Annotated in this window: 24 protein-coding genes, 1 tRNA gene and 1 riboswitch; of the genes, 9 read left to right on the top strand and 16 right to left on the bottom strand. The window is 69.4% G+C overall.

The window, feature by feature from the left end; translation table 11 throughout:
* Position 1: 1 nt before the first annotated feature.
* From lepB (L0U85_RS12805) to proS, 8 genes are all read right to left on the bottom strand, one after another.
* On the bottom strand, positions 2-697 hold the full coding sequence (gene lepB / locus L0U85_RS12805; RefSeq protein ID WP_241378151.1) for a signal peptidase I: 696 nt from the start codon (positions 695-697) through the stop codon (positions 2-4).
* Entirely contained in the window at positions 694-1,929 is a 1,236-nt protein-coding gene (gene lepB / locus L0U85_RS12810; RefSeq protein WP_241378152.1) for a signal peptidase I, read from the bottom strand. The genes lepB (L0U85_RS12805) and lepB (L0U85_RS12810) overlap by 4 nt, the downstream gene beginning before the upstream one ends.
* 82 nt (positions 1,930-2,011) lie before the next feature.
* Entirely contained in the window at positions 2,012-2,359 is a 348-nt protein-coding gene (gene rplS / locus L0U85_RS12815; RefSeq protein ID WP_241378153.1) for a 50S ribosomal protein L19, read from the bottom strand.
* Between the two features lie 87 nt (positions 2,360-2,446).
* Complete coding sequence (trmD, locus tag L0U85_RS12820; protein ID WP_241378154.1) at positions 2,447-3,217, bottom strand: tRNA (guanosine(37)-N1)-methyltransferase TrmD; 771 nt, start codon at positions 3,215-3,217, stop codon at positions 2,447-2,449.
* Positions 3,217-3,720: a ribosome maturation factor RimM gene (rimM, locus tag L0U85_RS12825; protein ID WP_241378155.1), complete on the bottom strand. Its 504-nt coding sequence runs from the start codon at positions 3,718-3,720 to the stop codon at positions 3,217-3,219. The genes trmD and rimM overlap by 1 nt, the downstream gene beginning before the upstream one ends.
* A 69-nt stretch (positions 3,721-3,789) precedes the next feature.
* Positions 3,790-4,017, bottom strand: a complete 228-nt coding sequence (locus L0U85_RS12830; RefSeq protein ID WP_153024618.1) for an RNA-binding protein — start codon at positions 4,015-4,017, stop codon at positions 3,790-3,792.
* 5 nt (positions 4,018-4,022) lie between these two features.
* On the bottom strand, positions 4,023-4,556 hold the full coding sequence (gene rpsP / locus L0U85_RS12835) for a 30S ribosomal protein S16 (RefSeq protein WP_241378156.1): 534 nt from the start codon (positions 4,554-4,556) through the stop codon (positions 4,023-4,025).
* A 160-nt stretch (positions 4,557-4,716) separates the two neighbouring features.
* Positions 4,717-6,123 (bottom strand): proline--tRNA ligase, encoded by a 1,407-nt coding sequence (gene proS, locus L0U85_RS12840; protein WP_241378157.1) that lies wholly within the window; start codon positions 6,121-6,123, stop codon positions 4,717-4,719.
* 171 nt (positions 6,124-6,294) lie between these two features.
* Between proS and L0U85_RS12845 the strand changes: the two genes are divergently transcribed.
* From L0U85_RS12845 to L0U85_RS12855, 3 genes are all read left to right on the top strand, one after another.
* Positions 6,295-8,658, top strand: a complete 2,364-nt coding sequence (locus tag L0U85_RS12845; protein WP_241378158.1) for an HAD-IC family P-type ATPase — start codon at positions 6,295-6,297, stop codon at positions 8,656-8,658.
* 239 nt (positions 8,659-8,897) lie between these two features.
* Entirely contained in the window at positions 8,898-9,857 is a 960-nt protein-coding gene (locus L0U85_RS12850) for an ATP-binding cassette domain-containing protein (protein ID WP_241378159.1), read from the top strand.
* Positions 9,858-9,891: 34 nt separating this feature from the next.
* Positions 9,892-10,749 carry an ABC transporter permease gene (locus tag L0U85_RS12855; protein ID WP_241378160.1) on the top strand — a complete coding sequence of 286 codons (858 nt, stop codon included), beginning with the start codon at positions 9,892-9,894 and terminating at the stop codon, positions 10,747-10,749.
* A gap of 64 nt (positions 10,750-10,813) precedes the next feature.
* On the opposite strand, the gene L0U85_RS12860 is transcribed toward L0U85_RS12855, so the two are convergent.
* The 6 genes from L0U85_RS12860 to L0U85_RS12885 all read right to left on the bottom strand — a co-directional run bounded on the left by L0U85_RS12860 (position 10,814) and on the right by L0U85_RS12885 (position 17,334).
* Positions 10,814-13,813, bottom strand: coding sequence for an AAA family ATPase (locus L0U85_RS12860; RefSeq protein WP_241378161.1), 3,000 nt, complete (start codon positions 13,811-13,813; stop codon positions 10,814-10,816).
* Positions 13,814-13,948: 135 nt separating this feature from the next.
* Positions 13,949-15,064 carry a succinyldiaminopimelate transaminase gene (dapC, locus tag L0U85_RS12865; RefSeq protein WP_241378162.1) on the bottom strand — a complete coding sequence of 372 codons (1,116 nt, stop codon included), beginning with the start codon at positions 15,062-15,064 and terminating at the stop codon, positions 13,949-13,951.
* Between the two features lie 5 nt (positions 15,065-15,069).
* Positions 15,070-15,390, bottom strand: a complete 321-nt coding sequence (gene fdxA, locus L0U85_RS12870) for a ferredoxin (protein WP_241378163.1) — start codon at positions 15,388-15,390, stop codon at positions 15,070-15,072.
* A gap of 817 nt (positions 15,391-16,207) precedes the next feature.
* On the bottom strand, positions 16,208-16,390 hold the full coding sequence (locus L0U85_RS12875) for a hypothetical protein (RefSeq protein ID WP_241378164.1): 183 nt from the start codon (positions 16,388-16,390) through the stop codon (positions 16,208-16,210).
* An 18-nt stretch (positions 16,391-16,408) separates the two neighbouring features.
* Entirely contained in the window at positions 16,409-16,915 is a 507-nt protein-coding gene (locus tag L0U85_RS12880; RefSeq protein ID WP_241378165.1) for a hypothetical protein, read from the bottom strand.
* A 2-nt stretch (positions 16,916-16,917) separates the two neighbouring features.
* Positions 16,918-17,334: a hypothetical protein gene (locus L0U85_RS12885; protein WP_241378166.1), complete on the bottom strand. Its 417-nt coding sequence runs from the start codon at positions 17,332-17,334 to the stop codon at positions 16,918-16,920.
* A gap of 94 nt (positions 17,335-17,428) precedes the next feature.
* On the opposite strand from L0U85_RS12885, the gene L0U85_RS12890 reads away from it, so the two are divergent.
* On the top strand, positions 17,429-17,632 hold the full coding sequence (locus L0U85_RS12890) for a hypothetical protein (protein ID WP_241378167.1): 204 nt from the start codon (positions 17,429-17,431) through the stop codon (positions 17,630-17,632).
* Here the strand turns inward: L0U85_RS12890 and L0U85_RS12895 are convergent.
* Positions 17,579-19,117: a heparinase II/III family protein gene (locus tag L0U85_RS12895; RefSeq protein ID WP_241378168.1), complete on the bottom strand. Its 1,539-nt coding sequence runs from the start codon at positions 19,115-19,117 to the stop codon at positions 17,579-17,581. The two genes, L0U85_RS12890 and L0U85_RS12895, sit on opposite strands and share 54 nt — an antisense overlap.
* A gap of 108 nt (positions 19,118-19,225) precedes the next feature.
* On the opposite strand from L0U85_RS12895, the gene L0U85_RS12900 reads away from it, so the two are divergent.
* The 3 genes from L0U85_RS12900 to L0U85_RS21340 all read left to right on the top strand — a co-directional run bounded on the left by L0U85_RS12900 (position 19,226) and on the right by L0U85_RS21340 (position 22,083).
* Positions 19,226-19,888, top strand: a complete 663-nt coding sequence (locus L0U85_RS12900) for a MerR family transcriptional regulator (RefSeq protein ID WP_241378169.1) — start codon at positions 19,226-19,228, stop codon at positions 19,886-19,888.
* The gene (locus L0U85_RS12905; protein ID WP_241378170.1) at positions 19,885-20,691 is read left to right on the top strand and encodes a fused MFS/spermidine synthase; all 807 of its coding nucleotides are present in this window, start codon (positions 19,885-19,887) and stop codon (positions 20,689-20,691) included. Before L0U85_RS12900 ends, L0U85_RS12905 begins: the two co-directional genes overlap by 4 nt.
* Positions 20,692-20,923: 232 nt before the next feature.
* Positions 20,924-21,089, top strand: a riboswitch (cyclic di-AMP (ydaO/yuaA leader).
* 7 nt (positions 21,090-21,096) lie between these two features.
* Positions 21,097-22,083, top strand: a complete 987-nt coding sequence (locus L0U85_RS21340) for an NlpC/P60 family protein (protein ID WP_241378171.1) — start codon at positions 21,097-21,099, stop codon at positions 22,081-22,083.
* A 70-nt stretch (positions 22,084-22,153) separates the two neighbouring features.
* Here L0U85_RS21340 and L0U85_RS12915 read toward each other — a convergent pair whose 3' ends face one another.
* A complete protein-coding gene (locus tag L0U85_RS12915) occupies positions 22,154-23,104 on the bottom strand; it encodes a sigma-70 family RNA polymerase sigma factor (RefSeq protein ID WP_241378172.1) in 951 nt (316 codons plus the stop codon).
* A gap of 632 nt (positions 23,105-23,736) precedes the next feature.
* Here L0U85_RS12915 and orn point away from each other — a divergent pair.
* Entirely contained in the window at positions 23,737-24,348 is a 612-nt protein-coding gene (gene orn / locus L0U85_RS12920; RefSeq protein ID WP_241378173.1) for an oligoribonuclease, read from the top strand.
* A gap of 112 nt (positions 24,349-24,460) precedes the next feature.
* Positions 24,461-24,533, top strand: a tRNA-His gene (locus tag L0U85_RS12925).
* Positions 24,534-24,834 lie beyond the last annotated feature (301 nt).

Consider the following 24,834-nt stretch of genomic DNA (forward strand, 5'->3'; position numbering starts at 1 on the left):
GTCAGGATGGGTCGGGGACGTCCTCGAACGTGTCCGGCGCGGTGAACCAGGTGGCGTGGTTGAACGGCCAGAACAGCACGAAGGCCTTGCCGATGACGTCGTCTGCGGCGATGGTCGCGGCCTCGACGTCGCCGCCGGACCGGATGAACTGCTCGCGGGAGTCCCCCGAGGCCTGCCGGTGGTCGCCCATGACCCACAGTTTCCCATCGGGGACGATCACGTCGAAGGAGTCCTGGCTGGGCACGTCCTGGTCGCCGGTCAGCGGGTTGACGTACAGGTAGTCGCCCTCGTCGAGCGGCTCCCCGTTGACGGTGAGCCGACCGGAGTCGTCGCAGCACACCACGTGGTCGCCGCCGACAGCGATGACCCGCTTGATGAACTCGTCCTCGTCCATGTTCGAGCGCCACCGCTCGGGCGCGGTGAACACGATGATCTCGCCGCGCTCGGGCTCGGAGAAGTGGTAGACGAGCTTGTTGACCAGGACACGGTCGTCGAGCTCCAGGGTCGTCTCCATGGAGCCGGAAGGGATGTAATAGGTCTGGAGGACGAACGACCGCACCAAGAACGCCACCAGGATGGCGACGCCGAGCAGGATGGGGAGCTCTTTCCAGAACGACCCCTTCTTGTCGGGTTCTTTTTCGGAAGACTCCTCGGCGCCTCCGCCGTCCGCGCCAGGCGCTTGCCCCTCTTCGATCACGGTGCGAGTCTACGCGGTCGCCCTGCGAGCTCCGGGGCGGTCGCCGAGGCGGGCAACGCGGGCGGCAGATTCTCGTGGGCGCCCAGGCCGGCCTGGTGCCCCGCCGCCGCGTCAGCCTCCTCGCCCTCGGGTGCCTCGTCGGTCCCCCCGTTCTCGCCCGTCCCGCCGGTGGTGCCGTCGAGGACGTCGAAGGATGAGGGGATCTCCAGGTCGCGGACGCGGTCGGTCGGCCAGACCAGGGCGATGGCCCTGCCGATGATGTTCTCGACCGGGACCGGGCCCTGGCATCGGGAGTCCTGCGAGTTGCCGCGGTGATCGCCCATCACCCACACGTGCCCTTCGGGGACGGCGAGCTCCTCGAACTGCCTGGAGTGGCAGCTGCCCGGCTCGACGTCGAGCGGGGCGTTGTCGTAGACGTACTCATCCTCGTCCAGGGAGATCCCGTTGACCTGGACGTTCCCTTCCGCGTCGCAGCACGAGACGGTGTCGCCGCCGACGGCGATGACGCGTTTGATGAAGTCCTTCTCGTTGGGTTCGGCCAGGCCCACCAGGTCGAGCACGGCCGTGCCGAAGTCGGACAGGAACGAGCCGCTCGCGGCGGGCCGGAACTCGGGGTCCCACTGGTCGGTGCCGCGGAAGACCACGACCTCGCCGCGCTGCGGGCTGCGCAGCGTCTGAGTGAGCTTGAGGACCAGAACCTTGTCGCCCTCTTGGAGAGTCTGCTCCATCGACCCCGAGGGGATGTAGAAGGGCTGGACGGCGAAGGTCCGCAGTAGGACGGCCGCCGAGAATGCGACGATCAGCAGCAGCGGCAGCTCGACCCACAGCGACAGGTAGTGGCGCTTGTGCGGCTGCGAGAGGCGGCTCTCGGGCTCGCCGCCCTTGCCGGGCTTGCGCTTCTTGGACTGGCCGGCGGCGTTCGGCTGGACGTTCCTGTGTGCGCCGGTGACCTGCGGCTGGGAGCCGGTGCGGCCGACCCCGACGCGCGGACGCCGGCCGGGTGGGGGCTGCGGGGGCCGCGGAACGCCGCCGGGCGGCGTCGAACCGCGATTGGGGACGCCGGGCGGCGTCGAACCGGCTCTGGACGGGCCGTCGGCGGGAGTGGCGCCGCGCAGGGGGCGGCTGTGCGGGGGCGGAGGCCCGTCCGCGTCGTCGCCTGGGCCGGGAAGTCGGTTCCAATTGATGCGGCGAGGCCCCTCGGCCCCGAGGTCATCGGGGGAACCAGGACTCATGTAGCCGAGCCTAACCGAAAACGTGAGAGAAGAGGAGACCCCGGACCGTGACGGTCCGGGGTCGGAAAGTTCTTGACGCGAACTAGATTTCGCGCTTCTCCTTGATCTTCGCGGCCTTGCCCTTGCGCTCGCGGAGGTAGTACAGCTTCGCGCGGCGGACCTTGCCTCGCATGGCGATCTCGATCTTGTCGACCATGGGCCCGTGGACCGGGAAGGTGCGCTCGACGCCGATGCCGAAGCTGAGCTTGCGGACGGTGAAGGTCTCGCCGAGGCCCGCACCGTGGCGGCGGATCACGACGCCCTGGAACACCTGGACACGCGACCGGGCACCCTCCTGCACGCGCACGTGGACCTTGACGGTGTCACCGGGACGGAAGTCGGGCACGTCGGCCCGCATGGAAGCAGCGTTCAGCTCATCCAGAATGTTCATGGTCTCAACCTCATTGATTCTTCAATGCTCAGAAGTATTCACCGGGAGAGGTACTGCTTGAACGAACAGAACATCACGGCAACTTCACTACTCTGCCACATCTGCGTCCGGCAGCGGAAAGCCGGCCCCATGAAGTAGGCGCCGGTCACGTTCGTCCAGGCTACCCGGGCCGAGCCGCGCCAGCAAGTCGGGTCGGGCGCTCGCGGTGCGAAGGAGCGCCTGGTCGCGCCGCCAGCGCTCGACTTTCCCGTGGTCGCCCGAGAGCAGGACCGGCGGCACCTCGTGGCCGCGCCACGACGCCGGCCGCGTGTACGCAGGGGCCTCCAGGAGCCCGGCGTTGTGGGACTCGTCGGCGAGCGAATCGGCGTTGCCGAGCACACCCGGCAGGAGCCGGGTGACGGCCTCGACGATCGCCAGAACTGCGACCTCGCCGCCGAATAGCACGTAGTCGCCGATCGATACCTCGGTGACCGGCATGCGCTCGGCGGCGTAGTCGACGACGCGCTGGTCGATGCCCTCGTAGCGGCCGCAGGCGAACATCAGCCACGGCTGGGCGGCCAGCTCGTGCGCCGTCTCCTGCGTGAACGGCTTCCCGGCGGGGCTGGTCACCAGCAGGTGCGGTTTCTCCTCGCCAGGGACCAGCTCGTCGAGGCACTCGCCCCACGGCTGGGGCTTCATGACCATGCCCGCTCCGCCTCCGGCCGGAGGACCGTCTACTGAGTGGTGGACGTCGTGCGTCCAGCGGCGCAGGTCGTGGACGTCGAGTTCGAGCAGGCCCCGCTGGCGGGCCCGGCCGATGAGCGACAGCTCCAGCGGCCTGAGGTACTCGGGGAAGACGGTGACGATGTCGATCCGCATCACAGCTCCAGCAGGCCCTGCGGGAGGTCCACGGTGATCGCCTCCGCGTCGAGGTCGACCTCGGTGATCATCTCCTCGACGAACGGGATGAGCGCCGGGTGCGTGCCACGCCGCTTGACCACGAGCGTCTCGTGGGCCGGGCCGTGGTCGATCCGGGAGACCGTCCCGACCACCTCGCCGTCGGCGGCGACCACACTCAGGCCCACCAGCTGGGTGTCGTGGAACTCCTCGTCGTCGACCTCGATCTCTTCGGGGTCGATGTCGACGCTCAGCTCGGTGCCGCGCAGCGCCTCGGCCGCCTCGCGCCCGTTCACCCCTTCGAGGGTGAGCATCGGTCGGCCCTGGTGCCAACGCACCGTCTCCGCGCGCAGCGCGCCCTTCGACGTCGCGTACTCCGCGCCGGGCTGGAATCGCACCTCCGGATCGTCGGTGCGGACCTCGACGACCACCTCGCCGCGCACCCCGTGCGGGCGCACGATTCGGCCGACCACGACCTGTTCCAACGAACTGTCTCCTTTTACGCCGCAATAAGAACGGCCCCGAGGACGAACCCCGGGGCCGCACGACGAATCCTAATAGGAATCGACGACCTCAACGCGGATGCCGCGGCCGCCGATCGAACCGATGACCTGCCGCAGCGCGTTGACGGTCCGACCACCCCGGCCGATCACCGTCCCGAGGTCGTCGGGATTGACCCGGACCTCAAGGCGCTTTCCGCGACGGGAGTCGACCAGACGGACCCGGACGTCGTCGGGGTGGTCGACGATGCCCTTCACAAGGTGTTCAAGCGCTGGCCGCATCACGGTTACTCCCCTTTGTCTTCAGAAGCCGGAGCCTCTTCGGCCTTGGCCTCGGCCGGAGCCTCGGCGGGCTCCTCGGTCTTGACCTCTTCAGTCTTAGCCGACTCGGCCTTCTTCTCGGAGGACTTCTTCGACTTCGAAGCCGCCTTCTTGGCGGTCTTCTTGGCCTCGGCCTCCTCAGCGGCACGGGTCGGGTCGATGCCGGCCTCCTTGAGCGCGCCGTTGTACAGCTCGCCCTTGTCGGCCCTCTCCTCGGCGGTCTTCAGCGGAGCCGGGGCCGGCAGGCCCTTGAACTGCTGCCAGTCGCCGGTCTTGCAGAGCAGGCGCTTGACCGGCTCGGAGGGCTGAGCGCCCACAGAGAGCCAGTGCTGGATCCGGTCGGACTTGACCTCGATCCGGGACGGGTTCTCCTTCGGGTGGTAGATCCCGACATTCTCGATAACCTTGCCGTCGCGCTTGACGCGCGAGTCGGCCACGACGATGCGGTACTGGGGAGTACGAATCTTCCCCATCCGCGTCAGGCGAATCTTTACTGCCACGTTCCTGTAACTCCTGTTTTAAGGATCACGTAAGCGCAGCCGCGTTCCATGTGGAGATTCTGGATCACTGCTGCACTAGGACCTGGCTTTGCGTCACGGTTGTTGAGAGGGCACCCGTCCCAAAGCTCATTACAGCGACGAAGTGTAGCGCACGGGGCGCTTAGTACGCCCGGGCGAGGTAGGCAATGAGACCGTCCTCATCCAGCGAGTCCGGGACGGAGCCGTCGGCACGCTGGAGAACCCGGACCGTCACGCCCGATTCGGCGGCCTTCGCCTCGCCCTCGACGCCGCAGCGGTCCCACGCGAGGCGGGCGTAGCCGGTCTGGGCGGCCTCGACGGCCTCCTCGACGGTCGCGGCGTCGGCGGTGCGCTCCTCGCGGAACTCCAGGGCCTCGTCCCACAGCACCTGCTGGTCGGCGTCGAGCGCGGTGGCGACGGCCTCGGCGAGCATCCCGAGCGGAATGGTCTGCTTCGTGCCCTCGACGCGGCTGACCAGCGTGGCCTCGCCGTTCTTGAGGTCGCGGGGGCCGATCTCGATGCGCACCGGGTAGCCCTTGAGCTCGGCGTCGACCGCGCGCCGCCCGAAGGCGATGTCTCCGCGCAGGTCGAGCTTGACGCGGACGCCGTCGCCCTTGAGCTCCTCATAGACCTTCCGGGCGGCGGTGTGGACCTCGTCGGAGTCCTTGACGACCATGACGTGGGCCTGCACGGGTGCCAAGCGGGGCGGGACGCGAAGCCCGTTGTCGTCGCCGTGGCCCATGATGAGGCCGCCGACCATGCGGGTCGAGGTGCCCCACGAGGTGGTCCAACCGAAGTGCTGCTTGCCGTCGGCGCCGAGGTACTGAATGTCGAACGCCTTGGCGAAGTTCTCGCCGAGCTCGTGGGAGGTGCCCATCTGGAGCGCCTTGCCGTCGCGCATGAGGGACTCGACCGCGAAGGTGTTCAGGGCCCCGGCGAAGCGCTCGGCCTCGGTCTTGATACCGCGCAGCACCGGCAGGGCCAGCACGTTCTCCATGAAGTCGGCGTACACGTCGTGGAGGATTCGCAGGGTGAAGGCGTGCGCGTCCTCGTACGTGGCGTGGACGGTGTGCCCCTCCTGCCACAGGAACTCCGAGGAGCGCAGGAACAGGCGCGTGCGCAGCTCGTAGCGCATGACGTTGCACCACTGGTTGAGCAGCAGGGGCAGATCGCGGTAGGACTTGACCCACTTCGACATGTACTCGCCGATGACGGTCTCGGAGGTGGGGCGGACCGCGAGCGGCTCCTCCAGCTCCTTGCCGCCGCCGTGAGTGACCATCCACAGTTCCGGGGCGAAGCCCTCGACGTGGTTGGCCTCCCGCTGGAAGTACGACTCGGGGATCAGCAGGGGGAACGAGGCGTTCTCGGTGCCGGTCTCCTTGATGCGGTCGTCCATCTCGTCGACCATGCGCTCCCACAGCGCGAAACCGGACGGTCGGATCACCTGCGTGCCCTTCGCCGGGCCGTTCTCGGCCAGCTGAGCCTTGGTGACGACGTCCTGATACCAGCGAGGGAAGTCCTCGCTCTGCGCTGTGAGTACTTTGGCCATGTTCAGGGATTCTACTGGCCGCTCTGAGGACGCCTCCACTCGGTTTTGCGAATGCGGGGCCGTCCCGGCAATTCGGCCGAGCCGCGCTCGTGCGGCGGGAGGATCAGGGGCGACGGCGAACCGGTCCCACGGCCGAGCCCAGGTCGGGCCCTTATCGCATAAGCTGTCGACGTGACAACACCCATGCTCGCCGGTAACCGGGGCCTGACGGCCGCTGAGGTCGCCGAGCGCGTCGAGGCCGGCGCCGTCAACCAGGCCAAGCGACACACGAGCCGACCGCTGTCGGCGATCCTGCGCGCCAACTTCCTGACCCCCATCAACGCGCTCATCGGCGTCCTGGCGGTCATCGCCGTCACGTTCAGCGACTGGAAGCAGGCCCTGTTCGCCGGTGTCATCATCGCGAACATCGCGATCGGGACGGTCCAGGAGCTGCGCGCCAAGCGAACCTTGGACAAGCTGTCGCTGGTCAACCGATCGAACGCGAAAGTCATCCGCGATGGCGAGACGCTCGAGATCGACCCCGCCGATATCGTGTGCGACGACCTGATCGCAGTCGTGCCCGGCGACCGGATCGTCGTCGACGGCCCCTTGGTCGAGTCGCGCAACCTGGAGATCGACGAGTCCCTCCTGACCGGCGAGGCCGACCCGGTGGCCAAGACGCACGACGACGAGGTGCAGTCCGGCTCGTTCGTGGTCGCCGGGACCGGCGTGTACCGGGCCGACCGAATCGGCGCCGACTCGTACGCCGCGAGGCTCGTCGAGGAGGCGAGCCGGTTCACCCGCACCAACTCCGAGCTCCAGAGCGCGATCAATCGCTTCATCAAGCTCATCTCGTGGCTGATCATCCCCGTCGCGATCCTCCTCATCGTCAGCCAGCTGGCCGACCAGGAGAACTGGACGAACACGATCGTCTCCACCGTCGCCGGCATCGTCCCGATGATCCCCGAGGGCCTGGTGCTGCTCACCTCCGTGGCCTTCGCCGTCGGCATCATCCGTCTCGGCCAGCGCCAGTGCCTCGTCCAGGAACTGCCCGCGATCGAGGGCCTGGCGCGCGCCGACGTGCTGTGCCTGGACAAGACCGGGACGCTCACCGAGGGCGGCATGGACGTAGAGGAGGTCCGGCCGTTCTCGGACGACGCCCCCGACGCGCTCGCGGCGCTCGCCGCGGCCGACGACAGCCCGAACCCGACGATGCAGGCCGTCGCGGTCCACCTCAAGGAGCACGGCGACGGCGACCCCGGCTGGCGGGTCATCGAGTCGATGCCGTTCTCCTCGGCGCGGAAGTGGAGCGGGGTGCGGTTCACCGACCACGGCACCTGGCTGCTCGGCGCGCCCGACATGCTGCTGGACTCCGACGACCCGGTGGCGCTCGAAGCCGACTTGCTCGCCGCGCAGGGCCTGCGGGTGCTCGCGCTGGTGACGGCCGAGTCGGCGTCGACGGCCGGCGGCGCGAGCGGGATCGAGCCGAAGGCTCTGGTAGTGCTGCGCCAGCGGCTGCGCTCGACCGCGGCCGAGACGCTGGAGTACTTCAAGGAGCAGGGCGTCGCGATCAAGATCATCTCCGGCGACTCGCCTGCGGCGGTCGGCGCGGTGGCGGCGCAGCTGGGCGTCGACGGCTCCGGTGACACGGTGGACGCCAGGCGACTGCCGGACTCGCCGGACGGCCTCGCACAGGTGCTGGAGGAAAACACGATCTTCGGGCGCGTCCAACCGCACCAGAAGCGAGACTTCGTCAAGGCGCTCCAGGCCAAGGGGCACACGGTGGCGATGACCGGCGACGGCGTCAATGACGTGCTCGCGCTCAAGGACTCTGACTTGGGCATCGCGATGGGGTCCGGTTCGCCGGCGGCCCGGTCGGTGGCGCAGGTCGTGCTCCTCGACGACGAGTTCGCCACGCTCCCGCACGTGGTGGCGGAGGGGCGCCGGGTCCTGGGGAACATCGAGCGAGTCTCCAACCTCTTCTTGACCAAGACGGTCTACGCGATCACCCTCGCGCTGCTCGTTGGGGTCGGCGCGATCATCTCGTGGGCGCAGGGCGGCGAGCAGCTGCCGTATCCGTTCGTGCCGATCCACCAGTCGCTGATCAACGTGTTCACCATCGGCCTGCCGGCGTTCTTCCTGGCTCTGGCGCCGACGTTCGACCGCGCCAGGCCGGGCTTCGTGTCGCGGGTGCTGCGGTTCGCCATTCCGGCGGGTCTGGCGTGTGCGGTGCCGACGTTCGTCGTCTACCTCCTGTCGCTGCGCCACGGCGGCGAACACATCGACGCGCAGACCACGGCCGGCATCACGCTGTTCTCGATCGCCTTGGCGGCCTTGGCGATCGTTGCCAAGCCGTACACGTGGTGGAAGTTCGGCCTGGTGGCCGCGTGTGGCGGCGCGTTCGCGCTGGTGCTGGCTGTGCCGATGTTCGCCGGCTTCTATGAGCTGCGCCTGCCGGGGGTGTGGAACACGACCGCGGCGACGATAGCGATCGGCTCGGGCGTCGCGGCCCTGGTCCTGTGGCTGGTGATCCGCCCCAAGCACAAGGCCGCGTAAGAGCGGAGACCTCCTCGACGCTGTGGAAGAGAAAGACATCTCCATCGCACAGTGGGGTTTCCGCTTCGGGCCATGAGCCTTCTCCGGCGTCTTCGGCCTGGAGGCTCCGACCGCACAGCCCAGCCCGTAGGCTGTGATGTCGGGCACTGCTACATCCGATGTAGCGGGTCCGAACTGCGGTTGTGTCACAGATGTAGCGCCTACTGGGTGAGAGCAGGAAACCCACCCAGGAGGCCACCATGGCGCACCGAGACATCGCGATCCGAGCCGAGGGGCTCGTGAAGCACTTCAAGGACATCAAGGCTGTGGACGGCGTCGACCTGTCCGTCCCGGCCGGGACGGTCTACGGCGTGCTCGGCCCCAACGGGGCCGGCAAGACCACCACCGTCAGGATGCTGGCCACCCTGCTGCGCCCCGACGCCGGATCGGCGACGGTCTTCGGCCACGACATCGCCACCGACCCCGCCGCGGTGCGCACCCAGGTGAGCCTCACCGGCCAGTACGCCTCGCTCGACGAGGACCTGACAGGCGTCGAGAACCTCGTCCTGCTGTCGCGCCTCTACGGCTACACCAAGCCGGCGGCCCGCTCCCGCGCCGAGGACCTGCTGGAGGCCTTCGGCCTCGGATACGCGGCCGGCAAGCAGGTCAAGTCCTACTCCGGCGGCATGCGCCGGCGCCTGGACATAGCCGCGTCGATCATCATCACGCCGAAGCTGCTGTTCCTCGACGAGCCCACCACGGGCCTCGACCCGCGCAGCCGCAACCAGGTGTGGGAGGTCATCCGCACGATCGTCGGCGAGGGCACCACGGTCCTGCTCACCACCCAGTACCTGGAGGAGGCCGACCAGCTGGCGGGCCGCATCGCGGTCATCGACACCGGCAAGGTCATCGCCGAGGGCACCCCCGGCGAGCTCAAGTCCTCTGTGGGCGCCGGTTCGATCAGGCTGCGCCTGCACAACACCGACCAGCGCGGGCACGCGCAGAAGGTCCTCACCGACGCACTCGGCGCCCAAGTCGAGTTCGACGACGACCCGGTGGCGCTGACGGCGCTGCTCAAGCCGGGCGAGGACACCGCCGCTCAGGGCTCGCACGCCCTCGGCGAGCTGGCGAAGGCCGGCATCCTCGTCGACGACTTCTCGCTCGGCCAGCCGAGCCTGGACGAGGTCTTCCTCGCCCTGACCGACCGCGTCGACGCCTGAACCCCTCGAAGACTTCAAGGAAAGGAAACGGATGATGGCCTTCGCAGAGACCAAGACCAGGCCGGACCAGGACGCACCGGCGCCGGTCGAGAAGGATCGGCTCCGCAAGCTCCTGGCGCAGGTCGAGCGCCCGGCTGCGCCGAGTCCGTGGGCGGCGGCCCGGGCCTTCGGCTGGCGTTCGATGCTCAAGATCAAGCACGTGCCCGAGCAGTTGGCCGACATCCTGCTCTTCCCGATCATGATGCTGCTGATGTTCACCTACCTGTTCGGCGGCGCGATCGCCGGCGGGACCGGCGACTACCTCCAGTTCCTGTTGCCGGGCATCATGGTCATGAGCATCGTGATGACCACCATGTACACCGGCATGTCGGTCAACATTGACATCCATAAGGGAGTGTCGGACCGGTTCCGCACGCTACCGATCTGGCGCGCCTCGCCGATGGTCGGATACCTGCTGGCGGACGTGTTCCGGTACGCCGCGGCGGGAACGATCATGTTCGGCACAGGCATGGTCATGGGCTACCGGCCCTCCGGCGGCCCGGACGGCGTCCTGCTGGGCGTGGCGCTGCTGCTGGTGTTCTGCTTCTCCTTCTCGTGGCTGTGGACCTGGCTGGGCCTGATCACCCGCTCGGAGAAGACGGTCATGTCGATCTCGATGACTATCCTGTTCCCGCTGACGTTCCTGTCCAACGTGATGGTCGACCCGGCGACGATGCCCGGCTGGCTCCAGCCGGTCGTCGAGAACACGCCGATCAGCCGGCTCGTCGACGGCGTCAGAGGCCTGTTCGACGGGAACGTCGAGACCAGCGCCGTCACCACCACGCTGGCCTGGTCGGCCGCCTTCGTCGCGGTCTTCGGATTCCTGACCGTCAGGGCCTACAACCGCAGATGAGCCACCATTGAAAAACACCCGGCGGGGCCGGGCGGGCCGTTCGGCCCGCCCGGCCCCACTGCGTTCAGAGCCGCCAGCTCGGCGCGTCGGGACCGGCCCTGTAGGCGCAGCTGGAGCCGGTGGAGACCGTCTCGCGCAGGTGTGCGGCCAGCGTCGGGTGGTCCGCCTCGATCTTCTTGAGGGTGTTGCGGATCCGGTTGGTGACGGACTTGCGGGCCCGTTCGGCGTTGTCGCCGAGGCGTCTGGAGCGGCCGCCGAGTCCGGTGGCGGTCTTGAGCTCGTCGATGAGGGCCTGGCGCTCGCGGTCGAGAGTGGCGGCTCTGCCGTCGTCGCCGAGCGCGGCGGCGGTGTCGATCTGCTCGTCGAGCGCTTCGAGGTGGTCGCGATAGCGGACGCGGGCCGCGGCGTCGAGGAGGTCGTCACCGCCGAACCGGGCGTCGGAGGCGAGCTCGGCCCCGGCCTCAGGGTCGAGCAGCTCGACGGCGGCGAGCTCGAAGTCGGGCCGCTCCAGGAGGCGGTGGAGGTCGGCCAGGCCCTTGGTGTGGGGCAGGTGGACGGTCAGGCCGTCGTATCGCAGCGTCCACGTCGAGCCGTCGCGGCGGAACACCTGCCCGGTCTCGACGGGCACCGGTGCCCGCGCGGCGGGCGCGAAGCCCTCGGCGGCTCGGCGGGCCAGTTCGGCCCACGGCCTCGCGTCGATCCGCTGGGCCTGCTCGGCAGCGGCCGTGAAGTGCTGCGCGGCCCGCTCGGGTTCGCCGGCCGCGGCGGCGAGCGTGCCGAGCCAGTAGCTGACGGGTCCGCTGACACTGGTCCCCCACAGCGCGACGAGCCATTCGCCCTCGTGGGGTCCGAGCCGTTCGCGCAACCGGGCGATCATGTCGGCGTCGCAGTCGGCCGCGGCGAGCTCGGCCTCGAACCGCAGCCACAGCGACGCCCAGGCGTCGTACAGGCCGGCGTCGGCGTCGATGTGGGCGTGGATCCTGCGGGCGTCGGCGACGTCGCCGCGCCGCAGTGCCGCGATCCCGCTGAGGAGGTCGGCGTGCCAGATCCCGAAGGCGGGCCGCCACACCTCCGGCATGGTCTCGGGCGCCTCGCCGCGCGCGAGCTCCAGCTCCCACTGGAGGTGGCGCAGCATGTGGCGGAACATCGGGTCGTCGCTGCTGAGGTCGTGCACGGCGGACAGGCGCTCCGCGGCTGAAGTGAAGCGGCCCTGGACCATGTCGACGACTGCGCGGTCGACGTGGACGGCGCTGCGCCACCGCTCGGATTCGCTGTTCTCGGCCAGGGCGCAGAAGTGGGCCAGTTGGGCGCGGAAGGCCGGGTCGCCCTGTTCGAGGAGCGCGACCCAGCGCAGCGACGCGGCGAACAGGCGCAACTCGGTCTCGCCGGTGCGCCTGGTGACCTCTTCGAGCTCTTCGACGATGACCTGCCGCTGCGCGGCGGTGCCCGGGCCCCAGTTGACCGAGTGGACCGCCCACAGGCCGAACGCGAGGTCCTCGTCGGAGCCGGTCCGACGTGCGGCGAGCATGTACCGGTACAGCATCTGCCTGGTGAGCTCGTCGTGGCCGAGCGTCGGGTCGGGGGCCTCACCCGCGAGGCCCTCGTACGCGGCGGACTTGAGGCGCACCAGCTCGTCGATCCGCTCGGTCTGCGGCAATTCCATGGCAGCCCTGGCCAGCAGCATCGGGTCGGCGGACTCCTCGGCTTCGAGGACGGCCCGGTCCCAGATGCGGCGGGCCTCCTCCTCACGGCCGGTCCAGTTGACCGCGCCCGCCAGGTCGAGGCGCAGCAGGACCCGCCGGCGCACCATCTCGGGGGTGGTGCGTTCGACGGCGCGGCGGTAGAACTTCTCGGCGCCTCCGACGCTCAAGCAGCTGTTGGCCTCGGCGCCGGCCCTGGCGAGGAAGTCGACGGCGGTCTCGGGTTCGAGGGTTTCACCGGCGAGCCAGGCGTGGTGGGCGATCTCGGTTGTGAGCATGAGCTTCTGGAGCGATTCGTCGGCGACGAGCGCGCGGACGATGCAGGCGTGGTGCTTCGCGGCCTCGGCCTCACTCATGCTGTCGTACAGCGATTCGCACACGAGGTCGTGGACGAACACGTACCGGTCCGGTTCACGCCGGACGAGTCTGGTCTGGCAGGCCGTGTCGAGGGCGTCCTCGATCTGGTGGACTTCGATGCCGGCGGCCTGGGACATGACCGCTGGATGGAATTCCCGGCCACCTACCGATGCGAGGGTCAGCATCCTTGTGAGCGGCTCGGGGAGCTGGTCGAGGCGCCGGTGGAGGGCGTCGCGCATCCCGGCGGTGGTGGCGTCGACGCGTTGCCCGGTGGCCCACAGCTGCGCGGTCTGCTCGACGAAGAACGGGTTGCCGCCGGTGCGGCGGGTGATCTCGGTGATCACGTCCTCGCCCGGTGCGGCGCCGACCGTGGTGCGGACGAGTTCGGCGACACCGGCCTCGTCGAGACCGTCGAGCGCGATGACGGCGGCCTTGGCGACCAGCGGGAGCATGCGTGCGCGCAGCCGGTGGCCGGGGTCGATCTCGGAGTCGCGGTAGGTGGCGACGAACAGGAGGCGTTCGAACCAGGTGTGCTGGGCGGCGAATTTGAGCAGTTCGACGCTGCCCGCGTCGGCGAAGTGGAGGTCGTCGAGGACGACCAGGAGCGGGCGGCGCTGCGAGACGGCGATGAGCAGCTGGGTTACGGCGTCGAACAGCTCGAACTGGGGCGGTGGAGCGCCGTCGCCGGCGCCGAGCAGGCCGCCGAGGACCGGACCGTCGGCGCCGAGCGCCTCCCACGCCTCTTTGCCGAGCTGGCTGCGCAGGGACCGCAGCACCTGCGTCCACAGCCAGTACTCGGGGACGGCCTCGGATTCCCAGGAGGTCGCGAAGGCGACGGTGAGCTCATCGCGGAAGCCGGAGGCGACGCCGCTGACGAGGGTGGTCTTGCCGATGCCGGCCTCGCCGGTGACCAGGGCGAGACCGCCGTGGCTGGCGACGGTCCGCTCCACCGCCGAGCGCAGAGTCGAAGCCGCGTGATCGCGGCCGATGAGGAGCGAGTCAGTCACCTGACCAGTGTGGCCCGCTCCTGTGACAGACGCCAGTGGGTTCTCCTCCTCCACGAGGCCTAAGACCAGGGACCCGCAAAGCGCGAGGGGCCCGCGGCATCCGGCCGCGGGCCCCTCGTTCGCTTGTCCGCACCGTCAGCCGAGGCGATCGGACGCTTCGGCGACGGCCTCGTCGGTGGCGGTGAGCGCCACGCGCACGTGCTCGGCGCCCTTCGCGCCGTAGAACTCGCCGGGCGCGGCGAGGATGCCGCGGTCGGCGAGCCAGTCGACGGTCGCCCAGCAGTCTTCCCCGCGGCTCGCCCACAGGTACAGGCCTGCGTGGGACTCGTCGATGCGGAATCCGGCGGCCTCGAGCGCGGCGCGCAGCACCGCGCGACGCGATTCGTACCTGGCGTGCTGCTCGATGGCGTGCTCCTCGTCGTGGAGCGCGGCAATGGTGGCCTGCTGCACCGCCCACGGCACCATGAACCCCGAGTGGCGTCGGATCTCCAGCAGGTCGGCGACGATCGCCGGGTCGCCGGCGAGGAACGCCGAGCGGTACCCGGCCAGGTTCGACCGCTTCGAAAGCGAGTGCGCGGCGAGCAGACCGGTGAGGTCGCCGTCGTTGACCGCCGGGTCGAGGATCGACACGGGGGGTCGGCGCTCTTCCCAGCCGAGCGTCAAATAGCACTCGTCGGAGGCGAGCACGACGCCGCTCTCGCGGGCCCAGCGGACCAGGCCCCGCAGGTGGTCGACGGTGGCGACCGCGCCGGTGGGATTCGTCGGGTAGTTGATCCAGGCAAGGCGCAGCCGCGAGCCGGAGGCGTCGCGGGGGTCGGCGACCGGCAGCGCGTCGGCCTTGGCCAGCAGCGCCCCGATCTCATACGTGGGGTAGGCGATCTCGGGGTACGCGACCGCCTCACCGGGGCCGATGCCGAGCTGGGCGGGCAGGTTCGCGACGAGCTCCTTGGAGCCGACGGTGGGCAGGACCGTCACTTCCAGGCCCACGCCGGTGTGGCGGTGCAGCCACGACCGGATCGCCTCCTGAAGCTCGCGTGAACCGGCCACGGTGGGATAACCGGGCCTGGCGGCCGCCTCGCACAGCGCGTCCCGGACCACCGGGGCGACCTCGTCGACCGGCGTGCCGACCGACAGGTCGACGATGCCTCCGGCGTGCGATGCCGCGCGCTCCTTGTACGGGGCCAGGCGGTCCCACGGGAACTGCGGCAGCCGCCGGGCCGGCGAGACGCTGTGGAGACGGCGGAACGCCACCGCCCCTAGTCTTCCTTCTTCGGCTGCCCGGCCACGAACGGGTCGTCACGGTCGATCTTGCCGACCTTGGAGGCGCCGCCGGGGCTGCCCAGCTCGTCGAAGAAGTCGTAGTTGGCCTTGGTGTAGCCGTCCCACTCCTCGGGCACGTCGTCTTCGTAGAAGATCGCCTCCACCGGGCACACCGGCTCGCACGCTCCGCAGTCGACGCATTCGTCGGGGTGGATGTAGAGCATCCGGTTGCCTTCGTAGATGCAGTCGACGGGGCATTCCTCGATGCAAGCCTTGTCGAGCACATCCACGCACGGCTCAGCGATGATGTAAGTCACTCGTCGTCCTTCCTACGGCGCGCAATCGGGCGGACTGCGCTGCGATGAGCGTAAAGCGTATTCGTTGTAGTGAACCCGAAGGTAAGGGGACCGCCAGATGCTGGGACCAGAACACGTGGGTCGTCGAGTCGTGGTCAGAGTGCGTCTGACGGACGCCTCCCCGGGCCGCCGGTTCCGCGACGTCACAGGCGAGCTTATCGAGGTCGGAGCGGACCGTTTGCGGGTACTGCCTCCGACCGGGACTGCGGTCACCTTGGACGCCGCGGACATCGTGGCGGCCAAGGCCGTCCCACCGAAGCCCACGCCGTTCTCGGAGATCCTGGAACTGGAACGGCTGCTGGCCGCGAGTTGGCCGGCCGTCGAGTCGCTCGAATCGGGCGGTTGGCTTCTACGCTACTCCCCCGGCTTCACCAAGCGCGCGAACTCGGTGCTGGCCCTGGCCGAACCGGACGCGGGCCTGGACGCCGCCGTCGAGGAGACCGAGCGCTGGTACGCCGAACGCGGCGCGAGGCCATTGATCTCGGTGGCACTGCCGCTGTCGCGCAGGCTCGACGAGGCGCTCGCCGCGCGCGGCTGGGACGGCGAGGGCGAGACGGCCGTGCTCACGAAGGCGATCGCGCCGACCGGCTACGCGGGAGAGGCCGTGATCGCGCACGAGCCGAGCGCGGAGCTGCTGGAGCAGCTCGGGCGCGGGGTGCCCGAAGTCGCCGCGAAGGTCCTCGGGGCGGGCCCGAGCCGGGCATTCGCCGAGATCAAGCGCGACCGGAGACTGGCCGCACGCGGCCGGGCCGCGATCGAGGGCGACACGGCGGCGGTCTCAGGAGTCGGCACGCTCCCCGACCACCGGCGACAGGGCCTGGGCGGCGAGATCCTCGACGCGCTGACCGAGTGGGCGGCGAACGCCGGCGCGCGGCGCGTCGCCCTCCAGGTCGAGACCGGCAACGAGTCCGCGATCGCCATGTACCGGCGGCTCGGCTTCGCCGAGCGCTATCGGTACCACTACCGCGGCCCGAAGGTGTTAGGAACGGGCGGGGTTCGCCTTCTTCTCGAACGCGATCCTGGTGGCCTTCAGTTCGCGCCCGTAGTGGTCGACGCCGATCGCCATGACGATGAGGTAGCCGACCCAGCCCGACAGGGCCAGCAGCGCGAAGTAGATCACCGTCTGAGAGAACACGCCGTCGAGTTCGGGATAGTCGACTCGGGCGATGACCGGGTTGACCAGCACCGAGAAAAGAGTCGTGACCACGAAGACCGGCAGCAGCTCCGGGGTGATCTCCTGGCGGCGGCGCCTGACGCCCCACCAGATTCCGGCGGCGATCGCCACCGCCGCCATCGCACCGAAGGTGTAGACCCCGATGAGCTCGTCGACGACCGTGGTCTCCTCGGCGGACCTCGCGACGGTCCGGCCGACCAGGTTCGCGACGATGAGCGCCAGCGCGAATCCGTATATCGAGGGCCAGTGCGGGATGAGCAGGCGCTTGAGGACGTTCACGGCCGGGATGAGGAGGCGCTTGAAGAGGTTCACGATCAGGTCTCCTTCGATCGGTCAAGAGAGGTACTGGGCACGCGGGACCGTACCGGTCGAAAATACTGCCACAGCGAGACCGCCACACCGGCGGTCCCGGCCAGCAGCAGCGCGTAGCCGTTCGGGCTGGCGGTGATCACCAGCGAGCCGCCGTCGGTGCGCGCCGAGAAGGTCACCACCACGACGAACCACGCCGCCGCGGTGAGCACTACGGCCCACCGCTGCCGCACCCACCACACCGCGAGCGCGGCCAGCGCCCAGTTCCCGGCGAAGGCGAGCGCCCCCGCCAGCGGGACTGCGGTCGCGCCGATGTGGAAGGGGACCAGGAACGACTCGACGGCGGCGGCGAGCACAGCGGCCGCGGCGACGACGATCGCGCCGCCGACTCGGATCGCCGTCTCGGCTCCTCGTTCGCTCACGCAGCGATCCTACGGCAGGCGATCAGGCGCTCGAATCTCCGCAGAGGAGGCACTGGACCGCGCGGCAGAACAGGGTTCGACAAGTTGGAGCGACATGCCGCCTCCGGCGCCCCCGCGCGCACGGCACGCGAACGTCCGGGCGGCGACGGTCGTCGTGTTCAACCTCATGCGCGCGGGGCGGCCGTTCGAGCGCACCAGCGAGGCGATCGCGGCCGCGAGATGCAAGCTCGAGGCCGACGAGCTCCTAGAGCAGCTCGAATCGGAGGCCGCCCACCAGCGGGAAGCGGAGCGCCCATAGCCGCTCGGGCCTGCCGTTGTGCCTGGCGGTGTCGACGTGGTCGAGCAGCGCCTCGGGGCCGATGCCGTGGAGGACGACAGTGCCGCGCTCGCCGGTCCAGGTGGCCTTGTCGCCGTCGATCTCGGGCCGAATGCGGCTGACGAAGCTCTCGACGATCTCCGGGCCCGCGTCGACCAGCTCGATGCCGTCGTCGGTCCAGGTGAACCTGCGGTAGAGCGCGCCGTCGCCGTAGGCGTCGATGTACGCCTCGATCCCGTCGCCGGTGTCGACCAGCTCGGCGCGGGAGTCCTCCCCGACCTGCTGCTCGGCGCCTTCGACGGTGGGCACCGAGTGCCATCGCGCCGACGGGTGTGTCTGCTCGTAGCGTTCGGGACCGAAGTAGGCGGCGGTGTACTCGCCCGCGCCCGGGTCGCACAGCAGCTGCTCGCCGTCGGCGGCGATGATGAACGAGCCGAGGTCGAGGTGGTTGTGCGGCTCCTCGTTGAAGCCGCCCTTGACGGCGAGGGCCCACATGCGCGAGCCGACCGCGCGGCGCTCCACGAACCAGCCGACGTCGGGAAGCAGCACGCGGGCGGGCGCGATCTCACCGGCGAGCTCGCGTCCCCATTCGATCGAGCGGGTCAAGTGCGCCCAGCGGGCGGTGGGGTCGTCGGCGAACGTCGGCGTGTACTCGACCGCCGGCAGGGCCACGCCGAGCCGGTCGGCCAGGCGGGCGAGGAGCCCGGGAGGGAGCGTCGGGTCCTGGTGGGAGTCGCCGAAGGTCGCGAACGAGCCCGGGTACAGCTGCGCGGCGGCCGGGAAGGAGGCGATCGCCTCGTTCCCGGCGAGGAGGTCCTCCCCGGTGGCGTCGCGCCACGCCTCGGCGAAGTACGTGAAGTAGCCGAAGCCGTAGACCCAGTAGTCGACGCCTTCGACGCAGCCGCCGTCGGGCCCGAAGGAGAACAGGTAGCTCTGGAGCGCCGGGAGGATCCGGCCGCGGACCTGATCGGTGTCGACCCCGAGCGCCAGCGCCGCCATCCCTGCTGCCCCTGCGCACACGGCCGTCCAGTTCGAGATCCGCTCCTCCCACCAGAACGGCGCCTCGGACTCGAAAAGCGGGTCCAGGACGCGGGCGGTGATCTCGGATCGGACCCGGTCGGCCGCTTCGACATCATGGCGCAGTACGAGGATCTCGGCGAGGGTCTGGGCGGTCTCGCAGGCGAACAGGTCCACGCAGTGCCGCGGGTCGTCCTCGCCCCAGTGGGCGGGCAGGGCCCAGGAGCGCTCGTCGCAGACGGCGTCGAGGACCTCGTCGAGGGCCAGCGTGTCCCCGGCTACGGCGACCGCGGCGAGGTGGCGGCGCCTCGCGAAGTACTGGACCTCGAACGGCAGGCGCCGCCCGGTCGCGGCGTAGTCGTCGGCCAGCGCCGGATCGAAGTCGGGCATCGGGAGGACGGCGAGCTCGCGCAGTTCGGTGAGGAGTGCGTTCCAGGGTGCGTCAGGCATGGCGGAGCCATTCCGGTTCGTGGCGCGGCGCCGGCGGGTGGGGAGACGGGAGTGGGCCCATGCCCCTAACCGTAACGCCCGCGGGTTTTGGCCCCTAGACTCCGTCTTATGCGAATCGGGGAGCTGGCGGAGCGAACCGGCGTTCCTGCCGCCACCATCAAGTTCTACCTGCGGGAGCGGCTGCTCCCTCCGGGAGTGCACGGCGAGCACAACACCGTCGACTACGGACAGGTCCACGTCCACCGGCTCCTGCTCATCCGGGTGCTGTCCGAGACCGCGGGGCTGTCGGTCGCCCAGATCGGCGAGGTCCTCACCGTCCTGTCGCGCCACCCCGAGGCGGCGTTCCGGGCGCTCGGCGCGGCCCTGTCCGCGACCCACCGCGAACCGAAGTTCACCCTGGCAAGCGACGGCGCCATCGCTGCCGCCGAGCGGGCGGTCGACCGGCTGCTCGCCGAGTACGACTGGGCGGAGCTCGCCCCGCCGAACTACCGCGACGCGCTCGTGGTCGCCTTGACCGCCTACTTCCGGCTCGGCAACCCCGACCTCGGCGAGGTCCTGAACCACTACGCGGACGCCGCCGCGCAGCTGGCGTCGGCCGACATGGAGGCCATCGCCGTGGCGGCCCGCGGCAAAGGCGTCGACGTGGAGCAGGCGGTCGTCACCACGATCCTCGGCGAGACGGTCTTCGCGGCGCTGCGGCGCATCGCCCACGTCGCCGCTTCGGCTCGGACCCAGTCGGAGCGGGGGCCGTCGGGCACAATGGGTTCGTGAACGCCCTCCGATTCGACCCCGACTCCGACCGCCCGAGCCTGCTGCATCTGGTCGCCGACGAGGTCGTGCAGGCCAGCGTCGACCTCGACGATCCCTCGTACCTCGACGCCGAGTACATGCAGCGGATCTCCTACCTCGTCGACGCGATGGCTCCGGCGAAGCGTCCCCTGCGGGTGCTGCACCTCGGCGCTGGCGCGCTGGCGATGGCCCGCTACGTCGCCGCGACCAGGCCCGAGTCGTACCAGCAGGCGGTCGAGACGAACCAGGAGCTGGTCGCGCTGGTGCGTGCGAAGGCGCCGCTGCCGAGGCGGGTGAAGGTCAAGATCCGGCACACGGACGCGCGCCAGGCGGTAGAGGCCGCGCCCGAGGACTGCTACGAACTCATCATCGGCGACGTCTACGACCGTGCTCGCGTGCCTGCGCACGTCACGACGGTCGAGTTCCTGTCCGAGGTGAAACGGGTGCTGCGACCGGGCGGGCATTACGCGGTGAACCTGTGCGACGGCGGCCGGATGCGGTTCCTCAAGCCGGCGCTCGCGGCGATGAGCGCGGTGTGGCCCCACCTGGCGATCATGGTCGAGCCGGCGATCATGCGCGGGAAGCGGTTCGGCAACGTCGTGGCCGTGGCGGCCGATGCCGAGCTGCCGGCCGAGGTGCTGCGGCGGCGCTGCGCCGGGGCGCCGTTCCCGTGCCGGGTGGTCGCGGGGGCCGAACTGGCGGAGTACGTCGGCGGCGCGACTCCGGCGACCGACGCCGCCGCGATCGCCTCCCCGCCCCCGCCGGCGTCGCTCCGCAGCTTCTAGGATCCTATATCCTATAGGTTTTGCGGACCACTTACGGTCGGACAGCAGCCCTATCGACCTGCCCGTCATCACTGTCCGTTACTGCTTTGTGGAATATTTCACAGAGGTCTTGGCGGCTCCGCGCGGTTCGATTAGCGTCGGCGGCTGTTACGGACGGGACGTCAGGGTCTCCCCCAGAGGCCCTCCCGACCGGACCGCCGAACTGCGCACACGGACGAGCCTGATCCCTCCGGTCACGAACTCGCCGACGCGCAGACCGGGGACCCGACCGCGTCGACCCCTCGCTCCACGTCGACGCACGGGGTGAATCCCGCCGAAGGCACTGCGCCGAGGCGGGTAGGGCCCGCTTCCCAGCCCGAACCCGACAGCTAACCCGGTAGGCGGCCGAGGAAGAAAGGCCACCCAGTGGTTCGAGCCTGCTCGAAAACCGAACATCAGGGGCGCGGCACCGGCGCCGCCGTCCGCCGCACCGCCGCCTACGCGGGCATCATTGTCATCGCCGTCGGAGCCGCTGCACTCCTCGCGGCCTCGCCCGCCGACGCCGCCGACATCGACCTCGAAGCGGCGACGTCGGCCGAGATCGAAGACCACCTCGCCGAGCTCGAAACCGAGCGCGACGAAACGGCCGAACGGCTCTCGACCCTTGAAGCGCAGCTCGCCTCGGCCCGGTCCGTCGTGGACGAGGTCGCCCCCGAGCACGGATCCGCCGGCGCGCAACTCGGCCGGGTCACCCTCGCCGTCGACGCCGCCGAGGACGACCTCGGCGCGAAGATGTCGACACTCGTCGCCTTCGCCCGAGAGCAGTCCGACAAGTTCGACCGGGCCCAGGCCGCCGAGAAGCGGGCCGGGGCCCTCGGGACCGAGATAGAGGCCTCCGAGGCCCTGATCGCCGATCTCGACGAGGAGATCGAGGACGCCCGAACCGCCGCCGAGGAGGCCGCGGAAGCCGAAGCGGCCGAACGAGCCGAAGCGCAGGCCGAGACCGAAGCACAAGAGTCGCAGTCGCCTTCGAGCGCCTCGTCCGGCACCTCCGCCGCGAGCTACAGCGCCGACGCAGCCACTGCCGCCGTCGAGTTCGCCCTCGACCAGCTCGGCGAGGCCTACGTCTACGGCTCGGCCGGCCCCGACACGTGGGACTGCTCGGGCCTGGTCAAGGGCGCCTACGCCGTCTCCGGCATCACGCTCACCCACCAGACCAACGCCATCTGGGCCGAGACCGACGCGATCGGCCGGGACGACCTAAGGCCCGGCGACCTGGTCTTCTACGCCGGACTCGGCCACATGGCGATCTACCTCGGCGGCGGCGAGGTCGTCCACGCTCCGTCGAGCGGCGACGTCGTCAAGATCTCCGACATCGACATGATGGGCATCGACGGCTACCGCCGCGTCTGACCATTGGCACGAGAAGAGAGGGCCGGGGCTTTCGCCCCGGCCCTCGATGCTCGTGCTATCGCTTACGCAGTCAAGCCGCCTCGGCCATGACCTGGTCGTTCGCCAGTTCCTTCAGGCGCGCCAGCGCCTGGATCTCCAGCTGCCTGATGCGTTCGCGAGACAGGTGGAAGCGGTGCGCGACCTCCGTCAGCGAATGCTCCCGGCCGTCTTCGAGCCCGTAGCGGGCCTTGACGATCCCGGCCGAGCGCTCGTCCAGGTGGTTGAGCATCATCTCGATGCGCTGCCGCTCCATGCCGGCGAGCACGACATCCTCGGGACTCGGCTCGTCGGAGTCGGCGACCAGGTCGCCGAGGTTGGTGTCGCCGTCGTCGCCGATCGGCGTGTCGAGAGAGACCGTGTCCTGGCTCCAGCGGATGAGCTCGTTGACCCGCTCGACGGTGACCCCCAGAGCCTTCGCGACCTGGTCGGGCTCGGGGTCGCCGCCCAGCTCACGGGTGAGCTGGCGGGTGACGTTGCGCATTCGGTTGACGTCCTCGACCAGGTGGACCGGAAGGCGGACCGTCCGCTCCTGCTGCGCGATCGCGCGGCTGATGGCCTGGCGGATCCACCAGGTCGCATAGGTCGAGAACTTGAAGCCGCGCTGGTAGTCGAATTTCTCGACGGCGCGGACCAGGCCGGTGTTGCCCTCCTGGATGAGATCCAGCATGGGCATGCCGGAGCGGACGTAGCGGCGGGCGATCGACACGACAAGACGCAGGTTCGCTTTGATGAACTGCTCCTTGGCTCGTGCGCCGTCCTCCACGAGACGCTTCAGCTCTTTCTCACTCGCTCCCGACAGAGTCTCACCCTCGCTGAGCAGGTGCTTGGCGAACAGGCCAGCTTCGACTGCCTTGGCCAGATCGACCTCGGCGGCTGCGTCGAGCAGCGGCGTCTTCGAGATCTCGTGCAGGTACACACCTACCAGATCCCGCTCCTCAGCGACCTCTTCGGTGGTGAGGGTGGGTGTTGTCGTAGTCTCCACGCTCAAGGTCTCCTCCAGCTTCCTCGTCCCCCGACACCGCGTGAGCGGTGTACCAGTTACAACGACCGCTTCGTTGCGTGGAATTCCGTGTCCGAGTGTTCGATACACCACGGTTACGGAATCGATGCCCAACGGAGGCCCTTTGCGAGGCCGCCCCATCGACCCGGTAACCTGGCCCTCCTCAGAAGGCCTCGTTCACGGTTCCCACTCCCATGACGGGGGTTCGGACCGTTCATGATGCCTGTGAGACGCGGATCACTCTGCCTCAGGTGAGGCCGATGGACCTCAGCCCTGGTCACGGTATTGCCCGGCCTGCCTCATCGCAAACCTTCAATCCCTAGGGGTACACGCGCGCTACCTTGAAATAATTGAGAGATAATCTCAATGCGGCGCTTATCACTGCGATACCGACCGCAGAGGCGGCGACTCTCTGATGCCTGCACCATAGCGGACCGTAGCCGTGACGAGCAACACCTTTCTCGGCGGTCGGCGGTCGGATTCCCGGCACGGGGCGTTCCCGGTTCATCGCTCTACGCAATCCCCCTCGGTCCGGACATCCCGCCCACGCAGGCCTTCCGCGTCCGCCCCAGCGAAGATCACGGTCCGTGTCGGTTGCGCGTAAAGTGGGCCGGGTGACTGGAGAACGCCTAGTGTGGGTCGACTGCGAAATGACCGGCCTCGACCCGGAGACCGAAGCCCTCATAGAGATCGCCGTGCTCGTCACCGACCCCGATCTGACCCCGCTCGACGACGGACTCGACATCGTCATCGCCTGCGACCCGGCCGCGCTCGACGAGATGGGCCCGGTCGTGACCGACATGCATGCCAAATCGGGCTTGACCGACGAGGTGCGGGCGGCGGAGACGACGCTGGAGCAAGCCGAGGACGCGGTGCTGGAGTACATAAAGCAGTACGTGCCCGAGGCGCGGACCGCACCGCTGTGCGGGAACTCCATAGCGACCGACCGGACGTTCATCACGAAGTACATGCCGCGCCTGGACGACCACCTGCACTACCGGATGATCGACGTCTCCTCCATCAAGGAGCTCGCGAGGCGCTGGTATCCGCGCGTTTACTACAACCAGCCGGCGAAGGGCCTCGCGCACCGGGCGCTCGCGGACATCAAGGAGAGCATCGACGAGCTCCAGTACTACCGCAAGACCGTGTTCGTGCCGCTGCCCGGGCCGACTACGGACGAGGCGAGACAGGCCGCATCCGACCTCGGCGAAACCCGCGAGCCGTGAATCGGTGCGTTCGGGCCTTGAGACGCCGAACACCTAACCCGGTTGACGGATCAGGCCGAGACCTGGCTATGATTGTCGGCGGTTACAGGGATCCCCTGATGAACCGACAATGGTGGTCGTAGCTCAGCCGGTAGAGCGCTTGGTTGTGGTCCAGGAGGTCGCGGGTTCAAGCCCCGTCGATCACCCAAATGTAGGAAGGCCCCGCGGAGTTCCGCGGGGCCTTCTGCCTGCCCGAGCACCTGGACCGCAAACCAAGCGGTTCCCGATACGGGGTCCAGTCGGTTCGCCACGGGATCGCCGCTCTTCCGAACGCGGGCTTCGGCGAACTGCTCCGACTTGTCGGGGCGGGCGCCGGCCTCGGCTCACCTGCCTGTCGAGAGCGGGATCGGGCTACCGGTTTTCCGGTGAGGGCTCCGTCCTTTAGGGCGGAGATGGATCCGGGCGATTGCTTGCTCGCAGGCCCGCGTCAGCGGGACTGGGCTCGGC

It is taken from the genome of Glycomyces sp. L485 (assembly GCF_022548875.1).
Taxonomy (GTDB): Bacteria; Actinomycetota; Actinomycetes; order Mycobacteriales; family Micromonosporaceae; genus Glycomyces.

Excerpts from the sequence above, each read along its gene's own strand:
- L0U85_RS12895 (WP_241378168.1), bottom strand. The coding sequence starts at position 19,117 with ATGCCTGACGCACCCTGGAACGCACTCCTCACCGAACTGCGCGAGCTC.
- rplS (WP_241378153.1), bottom strand. The coding sequence starts at position 2,359 with ATGAACATTCTGGATGAGCTGAACGCTGCTTCCATGCGGGCCGACGTG.
- L0U85_RS12900 (WP_241378169.1), top strand. The coding sequence starts at position 19,226 with ATGCGAATCGGGGAGCTGGCGGAGCGAACCGGCGTTCCTGCCGCCACC.
- L0U85_RS12830 (WP_153024618.1), bottom strand. The coding sequence starts at position 4,017 with ATGCGGCCAGCGCTTGAACACCTTGTGAAGGGCATCGTCGACCACCCC.
- trmD (WP_241378154.1), bottom strand. The coding sequence starts at position 3,217 with ATGCGGATCGACATCGTCACCGTCTTCCCCGAGTACCTCAGGCCGCTG.
- proS (WP_241378157.1), bottom strand. The coding sequence starts at position 6,123 with ATGGCCAAAGTACTCACAGCGCAGAGCGAGGACTTCCCTCGCTGGTAT.
- lepB (WP_241378152.1), bottom strand. The coding sequence starts at position 1,929 with ATGAGTCCTGGTTCCCCCGATGACCTCGGGGCCGAGGGGCCTCGCCGC.
- L0U85_RS12850 (WP_241378159.1), top strand. The coding sequence starts at position 8,898 with ATGGCGCACCGAGACATCGCGATCCGAGCCGAGGGGCTCGTGAAGCAC.
- L0U85_RS12890 (WP_241378167.1), top strand. The coding sequence starts at position 17,429 with ATGCCGCCTCCGGCGCCCCCGCGCGCACGGCACGCGAACGTCCGGGCG.
- L0U85_RS12855 (WP_241378160.1), top strand. The coding sequence starts at position 9,892 with ATGGCCTTCGCAGAGACCAAGACCAGGCCGGACCAGGACGCACCGGCG.